The following is a 20318-nucleotide window of genomic DNA, read 5'->3' as shown; positions in this document are numbered from 1 at the left end:
GGGCGCCCTCCCTTTATCCGTCGATCTCATCCCGACTGACGCCAGCCCGGGCTCAGCCCCCTGGCTGGGCTAGCTGCTGACGATAACGCTGGGGGGAGCAGCCCAGCTCCCGGTTGAACATGGCGATGAAGGCCGAGGTGGAGCCGTAGCCGAGCCGCCAGCCTATCTCCTGAATGGGCAGCTCCCCCTTGAGCCAGGCCAGCGCCTTGAGCAGCCGCAGCCGGGCCCGCCACTGACCGAAGTTCATGCCGAGCTCGCGCACGCAGCGCCGGGCCAGGGTGCGCTCGGTGCTGTGCAGTTGCTCGGCCCACTGGGCCAGGGTGCGGGGATCGGCGGGATCACTGCGCAGGGCCGCCAGCATGGGGGCCAGCAGCTTGTCCTGGCTCATCGGCAGGTAGCTCTCCTGGCAGCGAGTCCGGCTCAGTTTTTCTACCAGCAGCTCAGCCTGGCGCCTGTCCCACTCGTCCTCCATGTGCCCCAGCCGCCGATCGCAGAAATCCGCCAGCAGGGCCCGGATCAGCGGCGTCATCTCCAGCAGCCTGGGCTCGGTGGGCAGCCGGGCGGCCAGGCTGTCGTTGACATAGATGGAGGTGTAGTCGAGGGCCTGCTGGTTGTAGGAGGCGTGCTCCAGCCCGGCCGGCACCCAGATGAGGTAGTCCGCCGGGGCCAGCAGCCGCTGCTCGTCCAGCACTATCTCCATCACCCCCAGGCTTATCATGCTGAGCTGACCCCAGGGGTGGCTGTGGGAGGCGCAGGCGCTGTCGGCCTGGATCTGCTGATAGCGCAGGTAGAGCGGATTGGGCTCGGCCAGTTCGGCATCCTGGCGCTGATGGGGACGCGGCTGCATGGGTTGTCCTTTCTGCGGGATAGATTGTCAGTTTTACGTTACTTGCCAACAAAAAGACAAGAGTAGACTGATGGCCTGATGCTAAGGAGTCTTTAATGCGTATCTTCTCCCCCCTCCTGTTCCCCCTGATGGCGGTGCTGATCTGGGCCACCAACACCGTGGTCTCCAAGGCCGCGGCCGGTGTCGTCGATCCCGCCGCCATCTCGTTCTACCGCTGGGTGCTCGCCGCCCTGGCGCTCTCCCCCTTCTGCCTGCCGCAGCTGTGGCGCCGCCGCGCCGAGGTCCGCCTCTGGCTCGGCAAGCTGCTGGTGCTCTCCCTGCTCGGCATGGTGCTCTACCAGTGCCTGGCCTACTACGCCGCCCACAGCACCTCGGCCACCAACATGGGGGTGATCGGCTCATTGCTGCCGCTGCTCACCCTGTTGATCGGCGCCTGCTTCTTCGGCCAGCGGCCCGGCAAGCAGGCGCTGGGGGGCATGAGCGTCTCCCTGTTCGGGGTGTTCTGGCTGCTGAGTCAGGGCCAGCCCCTGGCGCTGCTGCACAACGGCATCAACCCGGGGGATGGCATGATGCTGCTGGGGGCGGCCAGCTATGCGCTCTATGGCCTGCTGATCCGCCGCTGGCAGCTGCCGTTCGGCCCCTGGCTCAACCTCTATGTGCAGATCCTGCTGGCGGTGCTGCTGCTGATCCCGGTCGCCCTCAGCGCCGACTCGCTGGCAGTGCCGCGGGAAGGCTGGAGCATGGTGCTGTTCGCCGGGCTCGCCTCCTCCCTGCTGGCGGCCTACTGCTGGATGCGCGGCCTGGCCAGCCTCGGACCTGAGCGCACCTCGGTGTTCATGAACCTGATCCCGCTGTTCACCGCCATGATCGCGGTCAGCAGCCTGGGGGAGCCCATCCACGGCTATCACCTGCTCGGCGGCGGCCTGATCCTGGGGGGCGTCATGTGTTCCCAGTTCAAGCCGAGACGGCGCGCGCCCCAGCTGGAAGGGGCCTGATCCCCGGCCGCACCAAGGGTGCAGGATGCAGATAAACAACAAGGGAGCCGAGGCTCCCTTGTTGTTTATCCTGCTCGCCTCAACCGGGGCGGCGCCAGTGATAACGCCGCTCGGGGCGGCCGCGCTGACCGTAGTTGAGATCCACATCCAGCTTGTCTTCGGACTCCAGAAACTCCAGATAACGGCGCGCCGTGGTGCGGCTAAGCGACAGGCGCAGCGCCACTGTGTCGGTAGAGAAGGCCTGGTCCGGCTCCCCTGCCAGCAGCTCCAGCACCTGGCGCAGGGTGATGGCATCTATGCCCTTGGGGGTGTCGCGCACCTCCCTCGGCTGAATTCGCCCCTTGCCCATCAGGCGATCGAGATCGCTCTGCTCCAGCAGGCCGCGCTCGCACAGGCGGCGATGCAGGGTCAGGATCTCGTCCAGGCTCTGCTGGATGCGAAACAGCCGCAGCGGCTTGATGATGTAGTCCTGCACCCCGAGATTCAGGGCCTGCTGTATGGTCTCCACGTCGCAGGAGGCGGTCACCATGACCACGAAGACCTCCCGATTGTGGCTGCGTAGCCGGTTCACCCACTCAAGACCCGAGCCGTCCGGCAGGGAGATGTCCACCACCAGCAACTGGGGTTCGGTGGCACGCATCATGAGATCGGCCTGGGCCAGGCTCTCGGCCCGCCCCAGCAGGGAGTAGCCCGGGGTCGAGGAGATAAGCTCCGCCAGGATGGCGCCGATCCGCTCGTCGTCCTCGATAACAAGAGTGAAAATTGGCTTCATGACTCACACCAATTGGTTTTTATTCAAATAGATACCGAACAAGGTGGTCTGTTCGGCGGTGCGGCGCCATTCTATCACACCCCCACGGCGGGCCACCGTCTTCTTGACCAGGAAGAGGCCTACGCCATGATCGCCGGTCTGGCGACTGATCCCATAGTCGAACAGGTGATCCGCCAGCGCCTCGTCCACCCCTTCGCCGCTGTCCTCCACCTCGATCACCAGCCGGCGCCCGAAGTCATCCACCGAGATGAGCACCTGGGGCGCGCACCGCTGGCGGTTCGCCCAGGCGGCCCTGATACCGTTGTCCAGCAGATTGCCGATGCAGGTGATGAGATCCGCCGACACCTCGGCCGGGTACTCCCCGAGGGCCGAGCCGGGATCCAGCACCAGCTCGACTCCCAGCTCCCGCGCCCGGCTGAACTTGCCGAGGATGAGACCGGCCACCGGCTTGTTCTCGATGGAGCGCAGCAGATCCTGCAGCATGGTCTGGCAGGCCTCGTTCTCCTGCTGGATCAGCTCCACCGCCTGATCCACGTGACCGAGCTGCAGCAGGCCGGAGAGGCTGCTCAGCTTGTTGGCGAACTCGTGGGTCTGGATCCGCAGCATCTCGGCATACTGGCGCAAGTGAGTCACCTGCATCCCGAGGCTGCCGGTGCCGTCCGGTCGGCTGAAGATCAGCATGCGGCCCGGCTCGCGGCCGCTGAGATCCTGCCAGTGGCCGACAAAGGCCTCCCCCTGCACGGTGAAGTTCACCCCCCCCTGCTGGTTCAGGGCCGGCAGAAGGCTGGGGGCCAGCTCGGCCAGGGATTGCCCCAGCAGGGCGTGACGGCCGGTGCCCGGTAGCCGCAACTGGTAGAAGGCCGCGCTGTTGAGCATCTTGATGCGATGGTTGCCATCGAGGGCCACTATCCCCTCCGAGATGCCCTCCAGCACCAGATCCTGCTGGGCGAAGCGGTTGACTATGGTCTCCGGCTCCAGATCCAGCAGGGTGCGCCGCAGCCGGTGCTGCAACCAGAGCGCCAGCAGCAGGCCGCAGCCCAGCACGGCGCCGATGGCGCTGATGAGCAGGGCGATCCGCTCCAGATAGATGCCCTCCACAGTCCGCATCAGATAACCCACCGCCACCGCGCCTATGGCGCGCCCGTCCGCCCCTATCACGGGCGAGAAGCAGCGGATGGCCGGGCCGAGCGTGCCTTTGTCCCTGGAGCAGTAGCTGCGCCGCTCCTGGATCGCCGGCCAGATGTCCTCGCCACGGAAGGTCGCACCGACCAGCTCGGGAGAAGGGTGGCTCAGGCGGCGGGCGTGCTCGTCCGTCACCACCATGTAGGCGGCATCGGTGCGGCTGCAGATCCCCTGTACATAGTCCCGCAGGCCGGGATCATTGCCCTGCTGCAGGGCCTGCACCACCCGGCTGTCCGCCGCCAGCACCCGGGCCAGATCGCTCCCCTTCTCCTCCAGGTTGCTCTCCAGCAGGTGGCGGATGAAGAGGGCGAGCAAGCCACCCAGGATCAGGATCAGCAGCAGTGACAGCCCGAGGGAGAGGGTGACCAGTTGGTGGCGCAGTTTCATCGATTAACCTTGCAAGCTCAGGAGGCGGACCAATAGTGCGGGCGCCACCAGGTCTGGTCAATGAGCGGCGCGGGATCACCGTCAAAATCCGCCAACCCCTCCTCACGGGCGGTCAGGGCCACGGCCCTGGCAACCGCGCGGGCCACCTCTCCCACCTGTTCGATAGGGGGCAGCAGCCGACCCGTCACCAGCGGATAGGCACCCACAGCTCGCACCGCGGCCAGCAGCATGCCATCGCTGATGCGCCGCGCCTTGACCGCGCAGGCCCCCAGGCCAATGCCCGGGAAGACATAGACGTTGTTGCACTGGGAGACCACCCGGGCCTCTCCCCCTACCTCGACCGGGGCGAAGGGGCTGCCGGTGGCGAGCAGGGCACGCCCCTCGGTCGCCCGCCACACCTGCTCCGGGGTCGCCTCGGCGCTGCGGGTCGGGTTGGAGAGCGGCAGTATCACAGGGAGCTCGCACGCCTCCCCCATGGCGCCAAGCACCTGCTCGGTGAAGAGTCCGCCCTGGCCGCTCACCCCGATCAGCACCCCGGGGCGCAGCCGGGAGATGAGCTCGGGCAGGGAGCCGCAGGCCTCCTCTGCCGGGCGGGCGAAGGGCTGCTGGGAAGGGGTCAGGTTGGCCCTGTCCAGGCAGACCAGGCCGTCCTGATCGAACAGCTGCACCCGCTCTGGGCTGCCCGCCAGCCGGGCCAGCATGGCGGCGATGCCGCAGCCCGCCGAGCCCGCGCCGACGATGAGCACCGGCGTGTCGGCAAGGGTGCTTCCCGCCTGTTGCAACCCCGCCAGCACGCAGGCGGAGGCGACCGCCGCCGTGCCCTGGATGTCGTCGTTGAACATGCAGAGCTCGTTCCGGTAGCGGGCCAGCAGGTTGGCGGCATGCTTGCCGGCGAAGTCCTCGAACTGCAGCACCACCTGGGGCCAGCGTTTATGGATGGCCGCCACTACCTTGTCCATGAAGTGGTAGTAGGTCTCGCCGTCGATACGCGGGGCCTGCCAGCCGAGGTAGGAGTCATCCTCCAGCAGGGCCGGGTTGTTGGTGCCCACATCCACGCACAGGGGCAGGGTGCGGGCCGGGTTGATGCCACCGGCGGCGCTGTAGAGCGCCAACTTGCCGATGCAGATCCCCATGCCGCCGATGCCGAGATCGCCGAGCCCCAGCACCCGCTCCCCGTCGGAGATGACGATGACGTCCACCTCCTGTTCGACCGCAGCGAAGATGGTGTCCAGCTCGTCCCTGTCGTGCCAGGAGAGGTAGAGACCGTGGCTGCGCAGGTAGAGATCGCTGTGGCGCTGGCAGGCCTCCCCCACCACTGGGGTGTAGATGATGGGCAGCAGCTCGGGCAGATGGTGGCGCACCAGATCGTAAAACAGCACAGGGTTGTCCTCCTGCAACTGGCGCAGCAGCAGGTGCTGATCGAAGGGGCTTTGCATGGCCGAGACCAGGCGGTAGATGCGGCGGCGCTGCTGGGAGAGGGACTCCTCCTTGTGAGGCATGCGCCCCATCAGCCCCTGACGCTTGCGTTCGGCATAGGGCAGGCTGGTGCCCATCATGATGTCGTTCATGTCGTTTTCCTGTATCCGGTCGTCACGCGAGCAGAGAGATGAGGGCGGTGGCCAGGATCAGCATCACGGCCCCGCCGAGGCGAGAAGAGATCTGGGCGAAGGGCATCAGCTTCATGCGCTGGGCTGCCGACAGCACGGCCACATCGCCCGTACCGCCCATGTTGGCCATGCACAGGCCACCGGTGATGGCCGCCTCTATGGGATAAAAACCTATCATGCGCCCCACCAGGGCCGCCCCCAGGGCGCCGCCGACCACAGTGGTCAGCACCATGATGAAGTAGTTGACCGAGAAGGCGCCGATGAGCTCGGGGATACTGGTGTAGGCCACCCCTATGCCCACCAGCAGGGAGGGGGTGAGGTTGCTCACCACGAACTGGTACCAGTCGGCGGCCGCCTGTTCATAACGACGGGGCAATACACCACTCACCTTGATAAAGGCCACCGCCAGTATCATCAGGGCGAAGGGGTGCATGGGGATGAAGTTGCCGAGCAAGGATCCCAGCACGAACATGCTGGAGCTGATGAAGAGGCCGAGACCCAGGCTCTGCAGGGTCGGCGCCTCAGCCTGCTCGTCGGCGACGCTCTGGCTGTCTTCCTTGACCATCAGCTTGCCGTTACCGGTCAGGGAGGGGTAACGACGACCGAGGCGCGCCAGCAGGGAGCCCACCAGTATGGCCAGGGTGTTGGCGATCACCACGGCGGGCACCATGCGCGACAGCAGGTCTGCGCTGGACATCTGCAAGGGGCCGGAGAGGATCTCCACCAGGGGCACGGCGCCAGCGCCCATGCCGCCACCCATGATGGGCAGACCGATGAGCAGCACCGCATTCTTGAAGCCGTATCCCATCAGGGAGCCGACCAGACCGACGCTCAGCAGCGCCAGGGCCACGCCCCCCAGGATCACCGGCAGGTAACGCATGGCGGCGTTTTTGAGCAGGGCGCCGCTCATGCCGAACACAGACCCTGTCACCAGGCTGGCGATGAAGAAGTTCAGAAAGCCCCCCTCCTTCATGAAGCGGGTGATCACCTCACCGGCCTCGACCGGCAGAATCCGGTACTCGAACAGCGCGGCGCCGCCGAAGATGGCGAGTATGGTGCCGCCCCCCAGGTATTCCCGTATGGGGGGGATCCGCTCGCCCAGCTCGCTCAGCAGGGTGCCGAGCACGAACATCAGCGCCAGGGCGCCGACCATGCCGAGCGGCAGGGAGCCGTTCCAGCCGGCGTAGAGGACGCAGGTGGCAAGCCCAAGGAAGATCATCATGGGCATGCCGGCGATCTGCTGGTCGCTCCAGGCGCCCTTCATCTGTACTTCGGGGGTAGAGAGGTTTTTCATTGTTATGCTCCAGCTTGTGGTGTGGCGCCACTCTACGTATCCCCTCCTCTGCTGTCGGTTAGCGGGCCTGCAAAGCCATATAAAAACATTGAAACCTTAAGCACCATTGCCCTCCCCGCGTCCCCTGCCCCCGAAACTGAATGTGAGCTGAATCACGCTTTACTTAGCCTGCGAAATAAATATAATGCTTAGCAGGCTAAGTATATGAGGTATCTGCCATGAAAAAGGATCTGGAGATGTTGCGCGAGCTCTCCCTCGCCGAACAGCTGGGGCGACTGCACCGGCTGTGGCGCACCGTGGCCGATATCGAACTGGCCCCCTTGGGTTTGACCCATCCGCGCTGGACCGCGCTCTGGAAGCTGAGCCGCCTCGGCGGCCACCTCAGCCAGAAGACCCTGGCCGAGGCGCTGGAGATAGAGCTGCCCTCCCTGATGCGCACCCTGGGTCAGCTGGAAGAGCTGGCTCTTATCGAGCGCCACTGCTGCAGCCAGGACAAGCGCGCCCGCATCGTCACCCTGACCCCGGCCGGCAAGGCGCTGCTCGACAAGATCGAGGATCGCATCATGGAGGTCCGCCGGGATCTGCTGGCGGGTATCAGCCAGCAGGAGCTGGCCCAGTTTGAAGAGATAGTGCACCGCATCTCCGCCAATGCCCTCGGCAAGATTGGTGCCCAGCATGAAGAGAGAGAATAAGATGACCCCGGATCAACAATTCAAACGCTGGATCAAGTGGGCCATGGCCTGCTTCATCCTGGTGTTCGGCTACTTCCTGCTGGCCGACATCAAGATGCCCCTCACCCCCCAGGCCATGGCCACCCGGGTCGTCACCAAGATGGCGCCCCAGGTTAGCGGCAAGGTGGTCGAGGTCGCAGTGGTGAACAACCAGCACGTCAAACAGGGGGATCTGCTGTTCGTGCTGGATCCGGCCCCCTTCGAGCTCGCGGTCGAGCAGGCCAGACTCGCCCTGGATCAGGCCGAGCAACAGAATCGCCAGCTGGATGCGACCCTGAACGCCGCCGCCGCCGACTTCAGCTCGCTGCAGACCCAGACCGCCCAGAAACAGCGGGAGGCCGAGCGCATCGATACCCTCTATCGCCGCCACATGGTCTCTGAACAGCAGAAAGATGATGCGGACAGCGCAGCCCGCACCGCCCGTGCCAACCTGCTGGCCAGCCAGGCCCGCATGGAGCAGGCTCGCGTCAACCGTGGCCTGGCCGGTGATGACAACCTGCTGCTGCGCCAGGCGCGCAACCGCCTCGCCCAGGCAGAGCTCAACCTCACCTACAGCCAGGTCCATGCGAGCCAGGATGGCATCATCACCAACCTGCAGCTCAAGCCCGGCAGCGTGGCCACTGCGGGCTCTCCCCTGCTGGCCCTGGTCTCGGAGCAAGTGGACGTGATCGCCGATTTTCGCGAGAAGAGCCTGCGTAACATCACCCCGGAAAGCCGCGCGCTGGTCGCCTTCGACGGCGAGCCCGGCCGCCTCTATGCCGCCCGGGTCGCCAGCCTGGACGCCGGGGTCAGCGCCGGCCAGTTCGACGCCAACGGCCTCTTGGCCAACCCCATCGAGTCCGATCGCTGGGTGCGGGATGCCCAGCGGCTGCGGCTGCACCTGACCCTGGATCAGTTGCCCGCCCATCTGCCGGCCGGGGCCCGCGCCACCGTCCAGCTGCTGCCGGACAACGCCCTGAGCGCGCTCTTTGCCCGCGGCCAGATCCGCCTGCTCAGCCTGCTGCACTACATCTACTGAGATGACGACCATGAACCTGTGGCACAGACCCCTCACCGCCAACGAGCTGCGCCAGTGTTTGCGCATCGCCTTCGGCTGCACCCTGGGGTTTGTACTGTGCAAGATCTTCGGCTGGAGCAACGGGGTCTTCTTCACCGTCACCCCGGTATTGCTGCTCGGCATGATCCCGGTGATGAACGGCCACGCCGCCCGCCAGCTTATCGCCTCCGCCGCCATGTGCGGGCTGGAAGTCGGCCTGCTGGGCGGCCTGTTCGGCAGTCATCCCGGGCTGATGACCCCCCTGGTCTTTTTGCTGTTCCTCTACCGCTTCGCCGCCATGTCCCGGGGCAGCCTCTTCCTGTTTGGCGCCAACGGCGTGCTCAGCCTCAGCATCATGCTGCACTTTGCCAGCTATCCCGGAACCGATCTGAACGATCTCATCTTCAGCAACCTCTGGGCCAGCATACTGTCGGTGCTCATCGCCTACCTGATGACGGCCCTGATCCCGGATGTGGAGGCGCGGCCCGCCCCCACCCCCTCTCCCAAGGCGCCCCACCGGATGCGCCACGAGGCCCTGCTCGGTGCCAGCATCGCCACCCTGTCGTTCCTGGTATTCCAGCTGTTCGATCTGCGCGACTCCATGTCCGCCCAGGCGACCACACTGCTGGTGCTCTTTCCCATGCACTGGGACGGGGCCCTGAGCTATGCCCGCAAGCGCGCCATGGGCACATTGCTGGGGGTGAGTTTCGGCATCCTGGGGCAGCTGGTGCTCTATGACTGGTCTGGTCTGCTGCTGCTGGTCACCCCCCTGCTCTGGCTCGGCGCCATGCTGTTCAGCCATGCCCATGTGAAGGAGGCGAGCGGCTCCGGGGTCGGCTTCGGCGCCCTCACCACCCTCGGCATACTGTTTGGCCAGTACCTGACCCCGGGCAACGATCTGGTGTTCAGCGCCCTCTACCGGGTCAGCAGCATCCTCTTTGCCATCGTCGCCACCCTGCTGGCCTGCTACCTGATCCACCGTCTGCTCAACCGTTTCGAGGCAACCCGCTTCGGTTATTGATCCCCTTTCCAATGGCCAAGGATGTGCTGTCTTTCGCCCCGCAACCCTGCGGGGCGTTTTTTTGTGACAAAGGTGCTGGCCTGCGAGACTGCGGTGAATATGGAGAGCAGATCTTGGCTCCATTGAGTGACGATTTGCCGCACAGGCGATAAATGCCGAACCTGGCCAGAACCGTGCTACTGTGGCCCCTCACTCACCGGCCGATTGCGCTCTGCACCTGATGACAGGCTTGTCATGCAAAAGAGTCGCCAGCCAGGGCAGCCCTTGCCCACCTCTCACCCTCAACCTGATGTCGCCAGACCCGCTGTATTGACCCGATGCCATAAGGCGCATCCCTCCCTGTCGCAGCCTGTTCTCACTGTTGTTATCTGCTATCCACTCTTTTTTACTGCGACAGCGGCCATCCCGACGGGAACCAGCTTCAAGCCATCCGCCTGAGGCACTTTCTGTTTGGCGCAGCCCTGCCGCCCACACAGGACACATAGACATGATTGCCTACCTCATTCTGGTTCATCGCTATCCCGATCAGTTCAAGCGCCTGTTCAAGACGATTTACCACCACAGCAACCACTACCTGATCCACGTGGACAAGCGCTCTGGCCCCGAGCTGCAGCAGGAGATAGCCGACTTTCTGGCCGATTACCCCAACGCCGCCATGCTGCCCAGCAAGAATGCGCTCTGGGGCGGTTACAGCCTGGTGGATGCGGAGCTGCGCGGCATAGCGGCGCTGCTGGAGCAGAACCAGGAGTGGGAGTTCTTCATCAACCTGAGCGCCCAGGACTTCCCGCTGCGCTCCCAGCGCGACATTCACGACTTCCTGCGCGATCACAGGGGCAAGGATTTCCTCAAGGTCGCGGATCAGCGCCAGCACAGACCGGACACCCTGCACCGCATCGATCACTATGTGACCGAGACCGCCCAGGAGTTGGTGTGCAAGCCGGTGAAGACCCGCCCCTATCTGGACAATGTGACCCCCTACATTGGCAACCAGTGGATGATACTGAGCCGGGCCTTCTGCGAGTTCGTCAGCCACAGCCCCGAGGTCGATCGCTTCAAGGCCTTCTACCGCCACACCCTGATCGCCGACGAGGGCTTCTTCCAGACGGTGATCATGAACACCAGCTATCAGGGCCAGATAGTCAACGATGACAAGCGCGCCATCGACTGGATCCCCATGGGTGACATCAAGCTGCGCCCGCGCGACTACACGGTGGATGACGCTGACGCCCTGCAGCAAAGCGAGCACCTGTTCGCCCGCAAGTTTGACGAGACCATAGACAGCGACATCCTGGATATACTGGAGCGCGCCATGATGTGCCCCCTCGCCACACCGGACATCCGCCAGCCCGTACCGGCCTGACTCATAGATGCATCCGGACACTTACCGACGCGGCCAGCACTCATCAAGATTGCGACGCTGGCCCAAACTGTTAGGCTCAACGCCATATGACGCCGATTAAGGAGACAACATGAAACAGGCCAATTTGGCACTACTGGGTCTGGGTACCCTGACCCTGCTGAGCGGCTGCGATCTGGGCGCTGGCAAGCTGGGGGTCACAGGGGGCGATCCTGTCACCTATCTGTGCGAGCAGAACCAGAAGGTGCAGGTGCGCTACTTCTCCCTCTCGGACGAGAGCCTGAACTTCGTCAAGCTCTCCCTGCCCGATGGCAAGGACTACACCCTGCCTCAGGCTGTCTCCGCCTCCGGGGCCCGCTACACCGACGATCACGAGGTGGTCTGGTGGAACAAGGGGAAGGAAGGCTTCGTGGAGATGCGCGATGAAGCCGGGGAATGGCAGAGCCGCTACAACGACTGCAAGGAGCAATAAGCCCCGACAGCAACAGCTCCCCCGCACAATGACAAAGACCCCGGCCAAGGCCGGGGTCTTTGTCATTGGGGAGTCCCCTTGAGCCGGAAGCGCTGCACCACCTGGACGGGGATAGCCTCCGGATTCTGCTCGGCGACCCGATAGCGCATCTTTGACAGTGCCGTCAGGGCGGCCAGCTCCAGCATCCCAGCCGGCTCCGCCGCCAGTATCTCGGGGCTGAACAGATTGCCGTTGGAGTCGATGAGGTAGCGAATATCCACGACCCCCTCAACCGGCGCCTTCATAGGCCGTTTGAGGGGCAGGTTGAATTGCGTCACCTCCCCTTCCTGCACCCAGTAGAGACACAGATCCTCCTCGGAGACCTCCCGTGGCGGCTGGTTCAGCTTCACGGTGGGACTGGGGCTGGCGCAGCCCCCCAGCATCAGGGCGGCCCCCAGCAGCACTATCTTCAAGTTCATTCAACACTCCTTGTCCTGTGACCGCTCGGCTCCCTGAACGGTCGGCTTGACCAGGGGGCAGTGTCAACCAATCAGCCTCATTCAGGAATCCCCCATCTGGCGGGCGAGTCTCGCACGCAATAAAAAGGCCAACCCTAAGGTTGGCCTCTGCGGCAAGGGGATGCCTCAGGCGCGCTTGTCGCTGACTACCAGCCAGAGCGCGTGGACCATGCCGGGCAGGCCGCCGAGCAGGGTCAGCACTATGTTGATGAAGAAGTGCAGGCTTAAGCCCACCTGGATAAAGGCACAGACCGGCGGCAGGAAGATGGCCAGCAGGATCTTGAGCAAATTGTTCATCTCATGGTTCCTCATGAAAGATGTCATGTGATTCGGATGGGCTAACCATAAACAGCCTTGCCCACAACTGCAAACCACAGCGGACACCTTTCGCGCCTTTATCACCCGGGATTGAGCCAGGGTTCAGCTGACGGAGGTCGGCGCACCCAGGAAGCGCAATCATCAGGCCAGCAGTTGGCAGGGGATCCGGCTCTTGTGCTCCCGCTCCCGCCAGGCGTCGAGGTCGTGGATGATCTGGTTGCCGCTATCGTCACGCCAGCAGCTGGCAGGGGATCCGGCTTTTGTACTCCTGCTCACGCCAGGCGTTGAGATCGTGGATGATCTGGTTGCTGCTGCCGCGCCAGAGCAGGCCGGGGTCGGCCAGCTCCTTCTCGAACTTGCCATCCACCAGCACATCCAGTAAGCAAACCAGCTCGCGCTGGGCCGGGCTGAGCTCGCCAAGCAGGTAGCCGGTCCAGCACCAGATGTCCTTGCCGGGGCACTCTGCCCGCACCCGTTTCACCAGCGCCAGCACCTGGGGCACATTGGCAGGGTGAAGCGGATCGCCGCCGGAGAGCGACAGACCTCGCCGCTTGATGCGCGTGTCGTTGAGGTCGCTAATGACGCGATCGCTCATCGCCTCATCGAACGGCTTGCCCCCATCGAGCCGCCAGGTGCTCTGGTTGTAGCAACCCGGACACTGGTGCTCGCAGCCCGACACGAACAGGGTGGCCCGGGTGCCGGGGCCATTGATCACATCGACCGGATAGTATTGGTGGTAGTGCATCTTGTCTCTCGGTTCACTGTTTGGCAGGCAAGTGATGATGGATTTTCAGCCCTCTCATCCCCAGCCCTTCTCCCACTCTTTTCAACGTGAGCGGGAGAAGGGGGCAGAGCGACGTATTGCGGATAGTCCCGAGGAAACCAGCTTGCCAATCAGAACAAGAGATGACTGTCGCTCTTCGGCCCCCACAGCTCTGCTATCGGTTCCCTCTCCCTCTGGGAGAGGGCCAGGGTGAGGGCTCGGCTTACATATGCTTGACGCGGCGCTTCACTTCTTCCTGCTTGCCCGCATTGAAGGGGCGCGCATCCGGGCTGCCGAGGTAGCCGCAGACACGGCGGGTCACGGACACCTTGGCCGGATCGTGGTTGCCGCAGCGCGGGCAGGTGAAGCCCTTGGAGGTGCACTCGAACTCGCCGGTAAAGCCGCAGTCGTAGCACTCGTCGATGGGGGTGTTGGTGCCGTAGTAGGGCACCTTGTCATAGCTGTAGTCCCAGACGTTTTCGAGCGCTTCCAGATTGTGCTGGATGTTGGGGTACTCGCCGTAGCAGATGAAGCCGCCGCTGGCGATGGGCGGATAGGGCGCCTCGAAGTCCAGCTTGTCGTAGGGGTTGACCTGCTTCTCCACATCGAGGTGGAAGCTGTTGGTGTAGTAACCCTTGTCGGTCACCCCGGCCACCACGCCGAACTCCTTGGCGTCGATGCGGCAGAAGCGGGTGCAGAGGTTCTCGCTCGGGGTGGAGTAGAGGCTGAAGCCGTAACCGGTCTCCTCCTTCCACTCGTCGGTGGCCGCCTTGAGCCGCGCTATGATGGCGATGGCCTTCTCCCGCAGCACATCGCTATCGAACAGATGAGTCTGCGTGCCGAACAGGGCGTTGATGGTCTCGTGCACCCCGATATAGCCCAAGGAAATGGAAGCGCGGCCATTTTTAAAGATCTCGCTGACGTTGTCGTCGGCCTTGAGCCGCACACCGCAGGCCCCTTCCATATAGAGGATGGGGGCGACCCGCGCCTTGACGCCATCCAGTCGCTCGATGCGATACATGAGCGCCTGCTTGGCCACTCGCAGGGCCGCATCCAGCTTGTCCCAGAAATCCGCCTCGTCACGGGATTTGAGGGCGATGCGCGGCAGGTTGAGACTGACCACCCCTATGTTGTTGCGCCCTTCATGAATGAGCTCGCCATCCTCCTCATAAGCGCCGAGGAAGGAGCGGCAGCCCATGGGGGTTTTGAAGGAGCCGGTCACCTTCACTACCTGGTCATGGTTGAGTATGTCCGGATACATCCGCTTGGAGGCGCACTCCAGCGCCAGCCGCTTGATGTCGTAGTTGGGATCTCCCGGCTTGTGGTTGAGGCCATCCTTGATGGCGAACACCAGTTTCGGGAAGACGGCTGTCTTCTTGTTCTTGCCAAGGCCGGCGATGCGGTTGCCGAGGATGGCCCCCTGGATCATCCGCGACTCCCAGCTGTCGCCCAGGCCGAAGCCGAAGGTGACGAAGGGGGTCTGGCCGTTGGCGGTGTGCAGGGTGTTGACCTCGTACTCCAGGGACTGGAAGGCGTCGTAGCACTCCTTCTCGGTGCGGGCCATGGCGTAGGCGTCCACGTCGCTGATGCCCCACTCCTCGGCCACTTCCCTGTGTTTCTGCCAGCTGATGGTCACATAGGGGGCCAGCACCTCGTCGATGCGGTTGATGGTGGTGCCGCCATAGATGTGGCTCGCCACCTGGGCGATGATCTGGGCGGTCACGGCGGTGGCCGTGCTGATGGATTTGGGGGTGTCTATCTCCGCATTGCCCATCTTGAAGCCGTGGGTCAGCATCCCCTGCAAGTCGATCAGCATGCAGTTGAACATGGGGAAGAAGGGGGAGTAGTCGAGATCGTGGAAGTGCAGATCGCCGCTCTCGTGGGCCTGCACCACCTCGCGGGGCAGCATGTGGCTGATGGCGTAGTGCTTGGCGACTATGCCCGCCAGCAGGTCGCGCTGGGTCGGGATCACCTTAGAGTCCTTGTTGGCGTTCTCGTTGAGCAAAGCCGCGTTGGTCTGCTCCACCAGGCCACGGATCTCCTGGGCCAGCCGGCCGCGGGCCTCGCGAGCCTGATCCCGGTCGTGACGGTATTCGATGTAGGCACGGGCGATGGCCTTGTCGTCGGAAGCCATCAGGTGGTTCTCGACCCGGTTCTGGATCTCGTGGATATCCACCTCACCCCGCCCTTCCAGCTCCTGACTGACCGCGCTTGAGATACGCTCGGCCAGCGCCGGATTGGCCTGATTGACCGCTTCCGCCGCCCGGCTCACCGCCTCGGCGATCAGCTGGCCATTGAATGGTGCGCGACATCCATCACGTTTGATCACTACCGGTTTCATCGATTTTCCCCGCATTAAAGGCCTGGCAGCCACCCTGGGCTCACCCTTGTTGAGTCCCCTTCTCCACACCCAATCCCCGGCGCACATGCATTCAGCCGAGGCCTGAGAGGCCCGGGCTGACGCTGAGAGGAAGACGACTTATGCACAGCTTGATAACACTATATATGGGTATTTTTATTATGCTAACCCCTATATGTGGTAGCTATTAGGCCCCAAAGCGATTGCCCGTTTCTTGATCCAGGACAGGTTTTGGAAGGAGTGGCGCAGTTCACAACCAGCTCCAAAAGAGGCTATTTCTGTGCATCCCAGACGGGGTGCGGGCTGGCGCCCGATGAGGGGTGCCAAGAAAGAATGGCACCATCTGACAACAATTGACTAAGACATCAAGGAGCCGGAACGCACATAATGGGTGCAGTGTCCTGCCAATGGAAGATGAACGTGACCAAGGTGTTGCTCCTGCTAGCCCTTTTCCCGCTCCAGTTGATGGCCGCAGAGATCCTGGTGATCAGCAGCTACCATCAGGCCAATCTGTGGGATCAGAGCTACAGCGCCGGCCTGAAGAAGCACCTCAAGGGCGAGCATCACATCAGCCACTTCTACCTGGATACCAAGCGTCAGCCTCACCAGACCCGGGAGCAGCTCGTCAGCCAGGGGATGGCGGCCTATCAGGCGCGTAAACCTGCCCTGGTGGTGCTCGGCGATGACAACGCCATCAACGCTCTCGCCCGCCCCATCGCCGCCCTGGGCACCCCTGTGGTGTTTCTCGGCATGAACGAAAACCCGCGCCCCAAGGGACTGGTCGGCCATCCCCAGATCACAGGCGTGCTGGAGCGGCCCCTGCTCAAGCGCAACATCAGCGAGATGAGCCAGCTGATGGGGGGGCTGGGCAAGGCGCTGGTGCTGTTCGATGCGAGCGAGGTGTCGCGCACCGCCATCGAGGATGAGTTCACGACCCCCGACGAGCAGCGGGTCGGCCAGACCAGGGTCAACAACCAGCAGATCGATGACTACCGGCGCTGGCAGGAGGTGGTGCTCGCCAGTCGGCAGAACGGCTATGAAGCTATCTTCCTCGGCCTCTATCACACCCTCACGGACGAGCAGGGGCTCCATGTGAGCGAGCAGCAGGTGCTGGCCTGGACCAGCGCCAACAGCCCTGTGCCCCTGTTCGGTTTCTGGGAGTTTGCAGTGGGGCCGCACCGCACCATAGGCGGCCTGGTGCTCGATGGCCACACCCAGGGGGAGAAGGCGGCCGAGCTGGCCAATGCCATACTGGCGGGCACGGCGCCACAGGCTCTTTCACCCCGCGCCGCCCAGCGTGGCGAATACCTGTTCAGCAAGAGCGAGCTGGCACGCTGGCAGCTTGAGGCACCATCAAGATGGCAGGGGCGGGTAACCTATGTCGACTGAGCCCGAAAACGACAGACCCGGCCAGATGGCCGGGTCTGTTTTATTGTGCGCCTGCCGACTCAGGGCTGGAGTGCCGCCTGCAACTCGGCTTCGGTCCAGACGGTGATGCCGAGCTCCTGCGCCTTGGCAAGCTTGGAGCCGGCGGCTTCCCCTGCCACCAGCACATCCGTCTTGGCCGACACCGAGCCCGCCACCTTGGCCCCCAGGGCCTGCAGCGCCGCCTTGGCATCGTTGCGCGACAGGGTGGTGAGGGTACCGGTCAGCACGAAGGTCTTGCCGGCGAAGGGCTGATCGCTTGCCTCCTTCTTCTCGATGGCCGGCCAGTGGATACCGGCCGCCAGCAGGGCCTCCAGCACTTCGATGTTGTGAGGCTGGCGCAGGAAGTAGTAGACATGCTTGGCCACTATGTCGCCCACGTCGGCCACCTCGAGCAACTGCTCCACCGAGGCGGCACGCAGGGCATCCAGGGTGAGGAAGTGGTTGGCGAGATTGAGGGCGGTCGCCTCCCCCACCTCGCGAATGCCCAAGGCAAACAGGAAGCGGGGCAAGGTGGTGCTGCGGGCCTTGTCGATGGCCGCCACCAGATTGAGGGCAGATTTTTGCCCCATCCGCTCGAGACCCGCCAGCTGGATGGGGTTGAGGCTGAACAGATCCGCCGGTGTCTTCACCAGCCCCTTGTCCACCAGCTGCTCCACTATCTTGTCACCGAGGCCATCCACATCCATGGCGCGGCGAGCGGCGAAGTGCTTGATCGCCTCCTTGCGCTGGGCCTCGCAAAACAGGCCGCCGGAGCAGCGGGTCACCGCCTCCCCATCCAGCCGCTCCACCGCCGAGCCGCACACAGGGCACTGGGTGGGGAAGAGGATCGCGCGAGCATCCGTGGGGCGCTGGGCCTCTACCACGGCCACTATCTGCGGGATCACATCCCCCGCCCGGCGCACTATCACGGTGTCGCCGATCATGACGCCGAGGCGTTCAATCTCGTCGGCATTGTGCAGGGTGGCATTGGAGACGGTGACGCCGCCGACAAACACCGGTTTAAGCTTGGCCACCGGGGTCACGGCGCCGGTACGGCCCACCTGGAACTCGACGTTCTCCAGCAGGGTCATCTCCTCTTCTGCCGGGAACTTGTGAGCCGTGGCCCAGCGAGGGGCCCGGGCCACGAAGCCCAGCTCCTGCTGCAGTGCTATGTCGTCCACCTTGTAAACCACGCCATCGATCTCGTAGGGCAGCTCGCTGCGGCGGGCCAGGATGTCGTCGTGGAAGGCCTGGCAACCGGCCGCCCCCTCCTTGAGCTTCACCTCGGGACTGAGCGGCAACCCCCAGGCCTTGAGCTGGTTGAGGCGAGCGAAGTGGGAGTTCCCCAGCTCGTCGCCGCCCACACCCACGCCATAGGCGTAGAAGCTCAAACGGCGACGAGATGTAATACGAGAATCCAATTGTCTTAGACTGCCAGCTGCAGCATTACGTGGGTTAGCAAAAACTTTCTCACCTGTAGCTAAAGCCCGTTCGTTCAGATCATTGAAGTCCTTCTTTTTCATGAAAGCTTCACCACGAACTTCCAAACGTTGAGGCCAATCCTCCCCCTGGAGAGCCAAGGGAACAGATCTAATCGTTCTCACATTATCAGTAATGTTCTCCCCAACTCGTCCATCCCCACGAGTCGCAGCCTGAACCAGTATCCCATTCTCATAGAGCAGACTAACCGCAAGCCCATCCAACTTAGGTTCACAACAGAATGTTAACTCACGACTAGACCGTAAACGTCCTTCAATTCGATGGACAAAGTCAGCAAGATCTTCATTATTAAAAACATTATCCAAGCTAAGCATAGGGATTTCATGCTGAACTTGTCGGAATTCCGTCGATGGGGGACTACCAACACGCTGGCTCGGTGACATAGAAGTTCGCAGAGCTGGTTGTTGTCTTTCTATATCAATTAGCTCTCGCATTAGACGATCATATTCAATATCAGGGATCGTTGGTTCGTTGAGCGTATGGTATTGATAACCATAAAGAGTAAGCCGTCGGCTTAACTCACGATGACGGGAATACGTATTACTCATTGGTATATCTCGTAATTTAGTTAACAGATACACAAACAAAAATGCGGTACCTGGGTACCGCATTGTTATTCTCAATCGACCGCAGGCTGCCTTAGTCGCGGCTGGCCTCGTAGGCCGCCAGCTCATGGCGATAACGGGCAATGTCGTCGTCGCTCAGCGGGCTGCGCGAGGCATCGGTCAGCATGGCATCGAGATCGCTCGCCAGCTGATCCGCCGCCTGCAACATGTGCTCGAACGCAAAGGCCGCGTTGCTGCGCAGGGGCAGTTGCATGAAGAGGGACACACCCGGGGTGCTGAACTGCTCCATGCGATAGGGGTTGAAGGTACCCGGCTTGACCATGTTGATCATGGAGAAGAGCACTTCACCCTTGCCGTTGAGATCTTCATGGCGGTGGAAGATATCCATCTCGCCAAACTTGAAGCCCAGCGCCAGCAGGGAGGAGAGCAGGGTAGCCCCTTGCAGATCGTGGCCAGGACGGGCCATCAGGTTGATGACATAGACGTCCTGCCAGATCTTCTCGACCGGCGGCAGCTCCTGGACGGGCTCGGCCACCTGGACCGGCTCTTCGTAGGCGGGCTCGTCATCATAATCGGGCTCTTCATACGCAGACACGGGCTGGGCATAGCGGGCTTGCTGCTGCGGCGCGGGCTCGCGGGCACCGAAGGTCGGCGCCTGGGCGTAAGCCGGCTCCACCAGCGGCTCGTCGTCCAATGGCTGCATCATGGGTTCGCGCTGGGGGCGGGAGCGGTGCACCGGGGTACGGCGGATCACCTGGGCAGGCTTGCGTACCGGCGCGGCAGGCACCTCTTCGACAGGCTCGGCGCTCGGCTCCTCATACTCGTCTTCTTCTTCATAGACGGGCGGCGGCGTCACCGGACGAGGGGCTGGCTTGCGAACCACGGGCGGCGGCAGCTCGTCATCCTCGTCGTCATCGAAGGCGGGCACTGTGGCGGCACGGCGGGGTTCCGGCTGATGGGCCTCGTCGCTGCGCAGCTTGGGCTCGGCACGACGGCCGCCGCTGACCACGCGCACCTGGCCAATGCCATCGCTGTCAAACGCATCGCTGTCACGATCCCGTGACTTGGATTCCATCCGACCCAGGGGTTTTTCCTTGATCGGTGCCTGACGGTTCTTTCTGTTGCTCCACAACCCGTGAATGAGCAATGCCGCAATGGCAATACCGCCCAGGGCAACCAAGATGTAACGCAATTCCTGCATTAGCTG

The 20318-nt window shown here is 63.3% G+C and carries 18 protein-coding genes; 7 read left to right on the top strand and 11 right to left on the bottom strand.

Annotation, left to right across the window (positions count from 1 at the left end):
• Positions 1-52: 52 nt before the first annotated feature.
• Entirely contained in the window at positions 53-847 is a 795-nt protein-coding gene (locus tag Aeroheme_RS05680) for an AraC family transcriptional regulator (RefSeq protein ID WP_218289896.1), read from the bottom strand.
• A gap of 95 nt (positions 848-942) precedes the next feature.
• Here Aeroheme_RS05680 and Aeroheme_RS05675 point away from each other — a divergent pair, with 95 nt between their 5' ends.
• On the top strand, positions 943-1842 hold the full coding sequence (locus Aeroheme_RS05675) for a DMT family transporter (protein ID WP_218328925.1): 900 nt from the start codon (positions 943-945) through the stop codon (positions 1840-1842).
• Between the two features lie 79 nt (positions 1843-1921).
• Here Aeroheme_RS05675 and Aeroheme_RS05670 read toward each other — a convergent pair whose 3' ends face one another.
• Genes Aeroheme_RS05670 through Aeroheme_RS05655 form a run of 4 tightly spaced genes read right to left on the bottom strand, consistent with a single transcriptional unit; the run spans position 1922 to position 7084 of the window.
• The gene (locus Aeroheme_RS05670) at positions 1922-2614 is read right to left on the bottom strand and encodes a response regulator (protein ID WP_411166848.1); all 693 of its coding nucleotides are present in this window, start codon (positions 2612-2614) and stop codon (positions 1922-1924) included.
• Positions 2615-2617: 3 nt separating this feature from the next.
• Positions 2618-4183, bottom strand: a complete 1566-nt coding sequence (locus Aeroheme_RS05665; RefSeq protein WP_411166847.1) for an ATP-binding protein — start codon at positions 4181-4183, stop codon at positions 2618-2620.
• Between the two features lie 17 nt (positions 4184-4200).
• The gene (locus Aeroheme_RS05660) at positions 4201-5751 is read right to left on the bottom strand and encodes an NAD-dependent malic enzyme (protein ID WP_411166846.1); all 1551 of its coding nucleotides are present in this window, start codon (positions 5749-5751) and stop codon (positions 4201-4203) included.
• Between the two features lie 22 nt (positions 5752-5773).
• Entirely contained in the window at positions 5774-7084 is a 1311-nt protein-coding gene (locus Aeroheme_RS05655) for a 2-hydroxycarboxylate transporter family protein (RefSeq protein WP_408776996.1), read from the bottom strand.
• 218 nt (positions 7085-7302) lie between these two features.
• On the opposite strand from Aeroheme_RS05655, the gene slyA reads away from it, so the two are divergent.
• From slyA to Aeroheme_RS05630, 5 genes are all read left to right on the top strand, one after another.
• The gene (gene slyA / locus Aeroheme_RS05650) at positions 7303-7776 is read left to right on the top strand and encodes a transcriptional regulator SlyA (protein WP_042040713.1); all 474 of its coding nucleotides are present in this window, start codon (positions 7303-7305) and stop codon (positions 7774-7776) included.
• Position 7777: 1 nt separating this feature from the next.
• Entirely contained in the window at positions 7778-8833 is a 1056-nt protein-coding gene (locus Aeroheme_RS05645; protein ID WP_411167222.1) for an HlyD family secretion protein, read from the top strand.
• Positions 8834-8843: 10 nt separating this feature from the next.
• A complete protein-coding gene (locus Aeroheme_RS05640) occupies positions 8844-9872 on the top strand; it encodes a DUF2955 domain-containing protein (protein ID WP_262111158.1) in 1029 nt (342 codons plus the stop codon).
• A 487-nt stretch (positions 9873-10359) separates the two neighbouring features.
• Positions 10360-11232, top strand: a complete 873-nt coding sequence (locus Aeroheme_RS05635) for a beta-1,6-N-acetylglucosaminyltransferase (protein ID WP_411166845.1) — start codon at positions 10360-10362, stop codon at positions 11230-11232.
• 109 nt (positions 11233-11341) lie between these two features.
• Positions 11342-11701 (top strand): MliC family protein, encoded by a 360-nt coding sequence (locus tag Aeroheme_RS05630; protein ID WP_111909957.1) that lies wholly within the window; start codon positions 11342-11344, stop codon positions 11699-11701.
• Between the two features lie 62 nt (positions 11702-11763).
• Here Aeroheme_RS05630 and Aeroheme_RS05625 read toward each other — a convergent pair whose 3' ends face one another.
• The 4 genes from Aeroheme_RS05625 to nrdD all read right to left on the bottom strand — a co-directional run bounded on the left by Aeroheme_RS05625 (position 11764) and on the right by nrdD (position 15620).
• Positions 11764-12159 carry an energy transducer TonB gene (locus Aeroheme_RS05625; RefSeq protein WP_411166844.1) on the bottom strand — a complete coding sequence of 132 codons (396 nt, stop codon included), beginning with the start codon at positions 12157-12159 and terminating at the stop codon, positions 11764-11766.
• 165 nt (positions 12160-12324) lie between these two features.
• A complete protein-coding gene (locus tag Aeroheme_RS05620; RefSeq protein ID WP_025327864.1) occupies positions 12325-12495 on the bottom strand; it encodes a YqaE/Pmp3 family membrane protein in 171 nt (56 codons plus the stop codon).
• 250 nt (positions 12496-12745) lie between these two features.
• On the bottom strand, positions 12746-13261 hold the full coding sequence (gene nrdG, locus Aeroheme_RS05615) for an anaerobic ribonucleoside-triphosphate reductase-activating protein (protein WP_411166843.1): 516 nt from the start codon (positions 13259-13261) through the stop codon (positions 12746-12748).
• Positions 13262-13502: 241 nt separating this feature from the next.
• Positions 13503-15620 carry an anaerobic ribonucleoside-triphosphate reductase gene (nrdD, locus tag Aeroheme_RS05610; RefSeq protein ID WP_411166842.1) on the bottom strand — a complete coding sequence of 706 codons (2118 nt, stop codon included), beginning with the start codon at positions 15618-15620 and terminating at the stop codon, positions 13503-13505.
• A 432-nt stretch (positions 15621-16052) separates the two neighbouring features.
• Between nrdD and Aeroheme_RS05605 the strand changes: the two genes are divergently transcribed.
• Complete coding sequence (locus tag Aeroheme_RS05605) at positions 16053-17027, top strand: ABC transporter substrate-binding protein (protein WP_106886106.1); 975 nt, start codon at positions 16053-16055, stop codon at positions 17025-17027.
• A 59-nt stretch (positions 17028-17086) separates the two neighbouring features.
• On the opposite strand, the gene ligA is transcribed toward Aeroheme_RS05605, so the two are convergent.
• Both ligA and zipA read right to left on the bottom strand, forming a co-directional pair.
• Positions 17087-19093 carry an NAD-dependent DNA ligase LigA gene (ligA, locus tag Aeroheme_RS05600; RefSeq protein WP_411166841.1) on the bottom strand — a complete coding sequence of 669 codons (2007 nt, stop codon included), beginning with the start codon at positions 19091-19093 and terminating at the stop codon, positions 17087-17089.
• A 91-nt stretch (positions 19094-19184) separates the two neighbouring features.
• Positions 19185-20312, bottom strand: a complete 1128-nt coding sequence (zipA, locus tag Aeroheme_RS05595; RefSeq protein WP_106886104.1) for a cell division protein ZipA — start codon at positions 20310-20312, stop codon at positions 19185-19187.
• Between the last annotated feature and the right edge of the window lie 6 nt (positions 20313-20318).

It is taken from the genome of Aeromonas sp. DSM 116730, from assembly GCF_046581335.1.
Classification (GTDB): Bacteria; Pseudomonadota; Gammaproteobacteria; order Enterobacterales; family Aeromonadaceae; genus Aeromonas; species Aeromonas rivipollensis.
The sequence above is the reverse complement of the archived record's forward strand: the minus strand, read 5'-3'. Positions and strand labels throughout refer to the sequence as shown.

Bases quoted from the DNA above. Each gene is read 5' to 3' on its own strand.
- Aeroheme_RS05680 (WP_218289896.1), bottom strand. From the start codon at position 847: ATGCAGCCGCGTCCCCATCAGCGCCAGGATGCCGAACTGGCCGAGCCC.
- Aeroheme_RS05675 (WP_218328925.1), top strand. From the start codon at position 943: ATGCGTATCTTCTCCCCCCTCCTGTTCCCCCTGATGGCGGTGCTGATC.
- Aeroheme_RS05670 (WP_411166848.1), bottom strand. From the start codon at position 2,614: ATGAAGCCAATTTTCACTCTTGTTATCGAGGACGACGAGCGGATCGGC.
- Aeroheme_RS05665 (WP_411166847.1), bottom strand. From the start codon at position 4,183: ATGAAACTGCGCCACCAACTGGTCACCCTCTCCCTCGGGCTGTCACTG.
- Aeroheme_RS05660 (WP_411166846.1), bottom strand. From the start codon at position 5,751: ATGAACGACATCATGATGGGCACCAGCCTGCCCTATGCCGAACGCAAG.
- Aeroheme_RS05655 (WP_408776996.1), bottom strand. From the start codon at position 7,084: ATGAAAAACCTCTCTACCCCCGAAGTACAGATGAAGGGCGCCTGGAGC.
- slyA (WP_042040713.1), top strand. From the start codon at position 7,303: ATGAAAAAGGATCTGGAGATGTTGCGCGAGCTCTCCCTCGCCGAACAG.
- Aeroheme_RS05645 (WP_411167222.1), top strand. From the start codon at position 7,778: ATGACCCCGGATCAACAATTCAAACGCTGGATCAAGTGGGCCATGGCC.
- Aeroheme_RS05640 (WP_262111158.1), top strand. From the start codon at position 8,844: ATGAACCTGTGGCACAGACCCCTCACCGCCAACGAGCTGCGCCAGTGT.
- Aeroheme_RS05635 (WP_411166845.1), top strand. From the start codon at position 10,360: ATGATTGCCTACCTCATTCTGGTTCATCGCTATCCCGATCAGTTCAAG.
- Aeroheme_RS05630 (WP_111909957.1), top strand. From the start codon at position 11,342: ATGAAACAGGCCAATTTGGCACTACTGGGTCTGGGTACCCTGACCCTG.
- Aeroheme_RS05625 (WP_411166844.1), bottom strand. From the start codon at position 12,159: ATGAACTTGAAGATAGTGCTGCTGGGGGCCGCCCTGATGCTGGGGGGC.
- Aeroheme_RS05620 (WP_025327864.1), bottom strand. From the start codon at position 12,495: ATGAACAATTTGCTCAAGATCCTGCTGGCCATCTTCCTGCCGCCGGTC.
- nrdG (WP_411166843.1), bottom strand. From the start codon at position 13,261: ATGCACTACCACCAATACTATCCGGTCGATGTGATCAATGGCCCCGGC.
- nrdD (WP_411166842.1), bottom strand. From the start codon at position 15,620: ATGAAACCGGTAGTGATCAAACGTGATGGATGTCGCGCACCATTCAAT.
- Aeroheme_RS05605 (WP_106886106.1), top strand. From the start codon at position 16,053: ATGAACGTGACCAAGGTGTTGCTCCTGCTAGCCCTTTTCCCGCTCCAG.
- ligA (WP_411166841.1), bottom strand. From the start codon at position 19,093: ATGAGTAATACGTATTCCCGTCATCGTGAGTTAAGCCGACGGCTTACT.
- zipA (WP_106886104.1), bottom strand. From the start codon at position 20,312: ATGCAGGAATTGCGTTACATCTTGGTTGCCCTGGGCGGTATTGCCATT.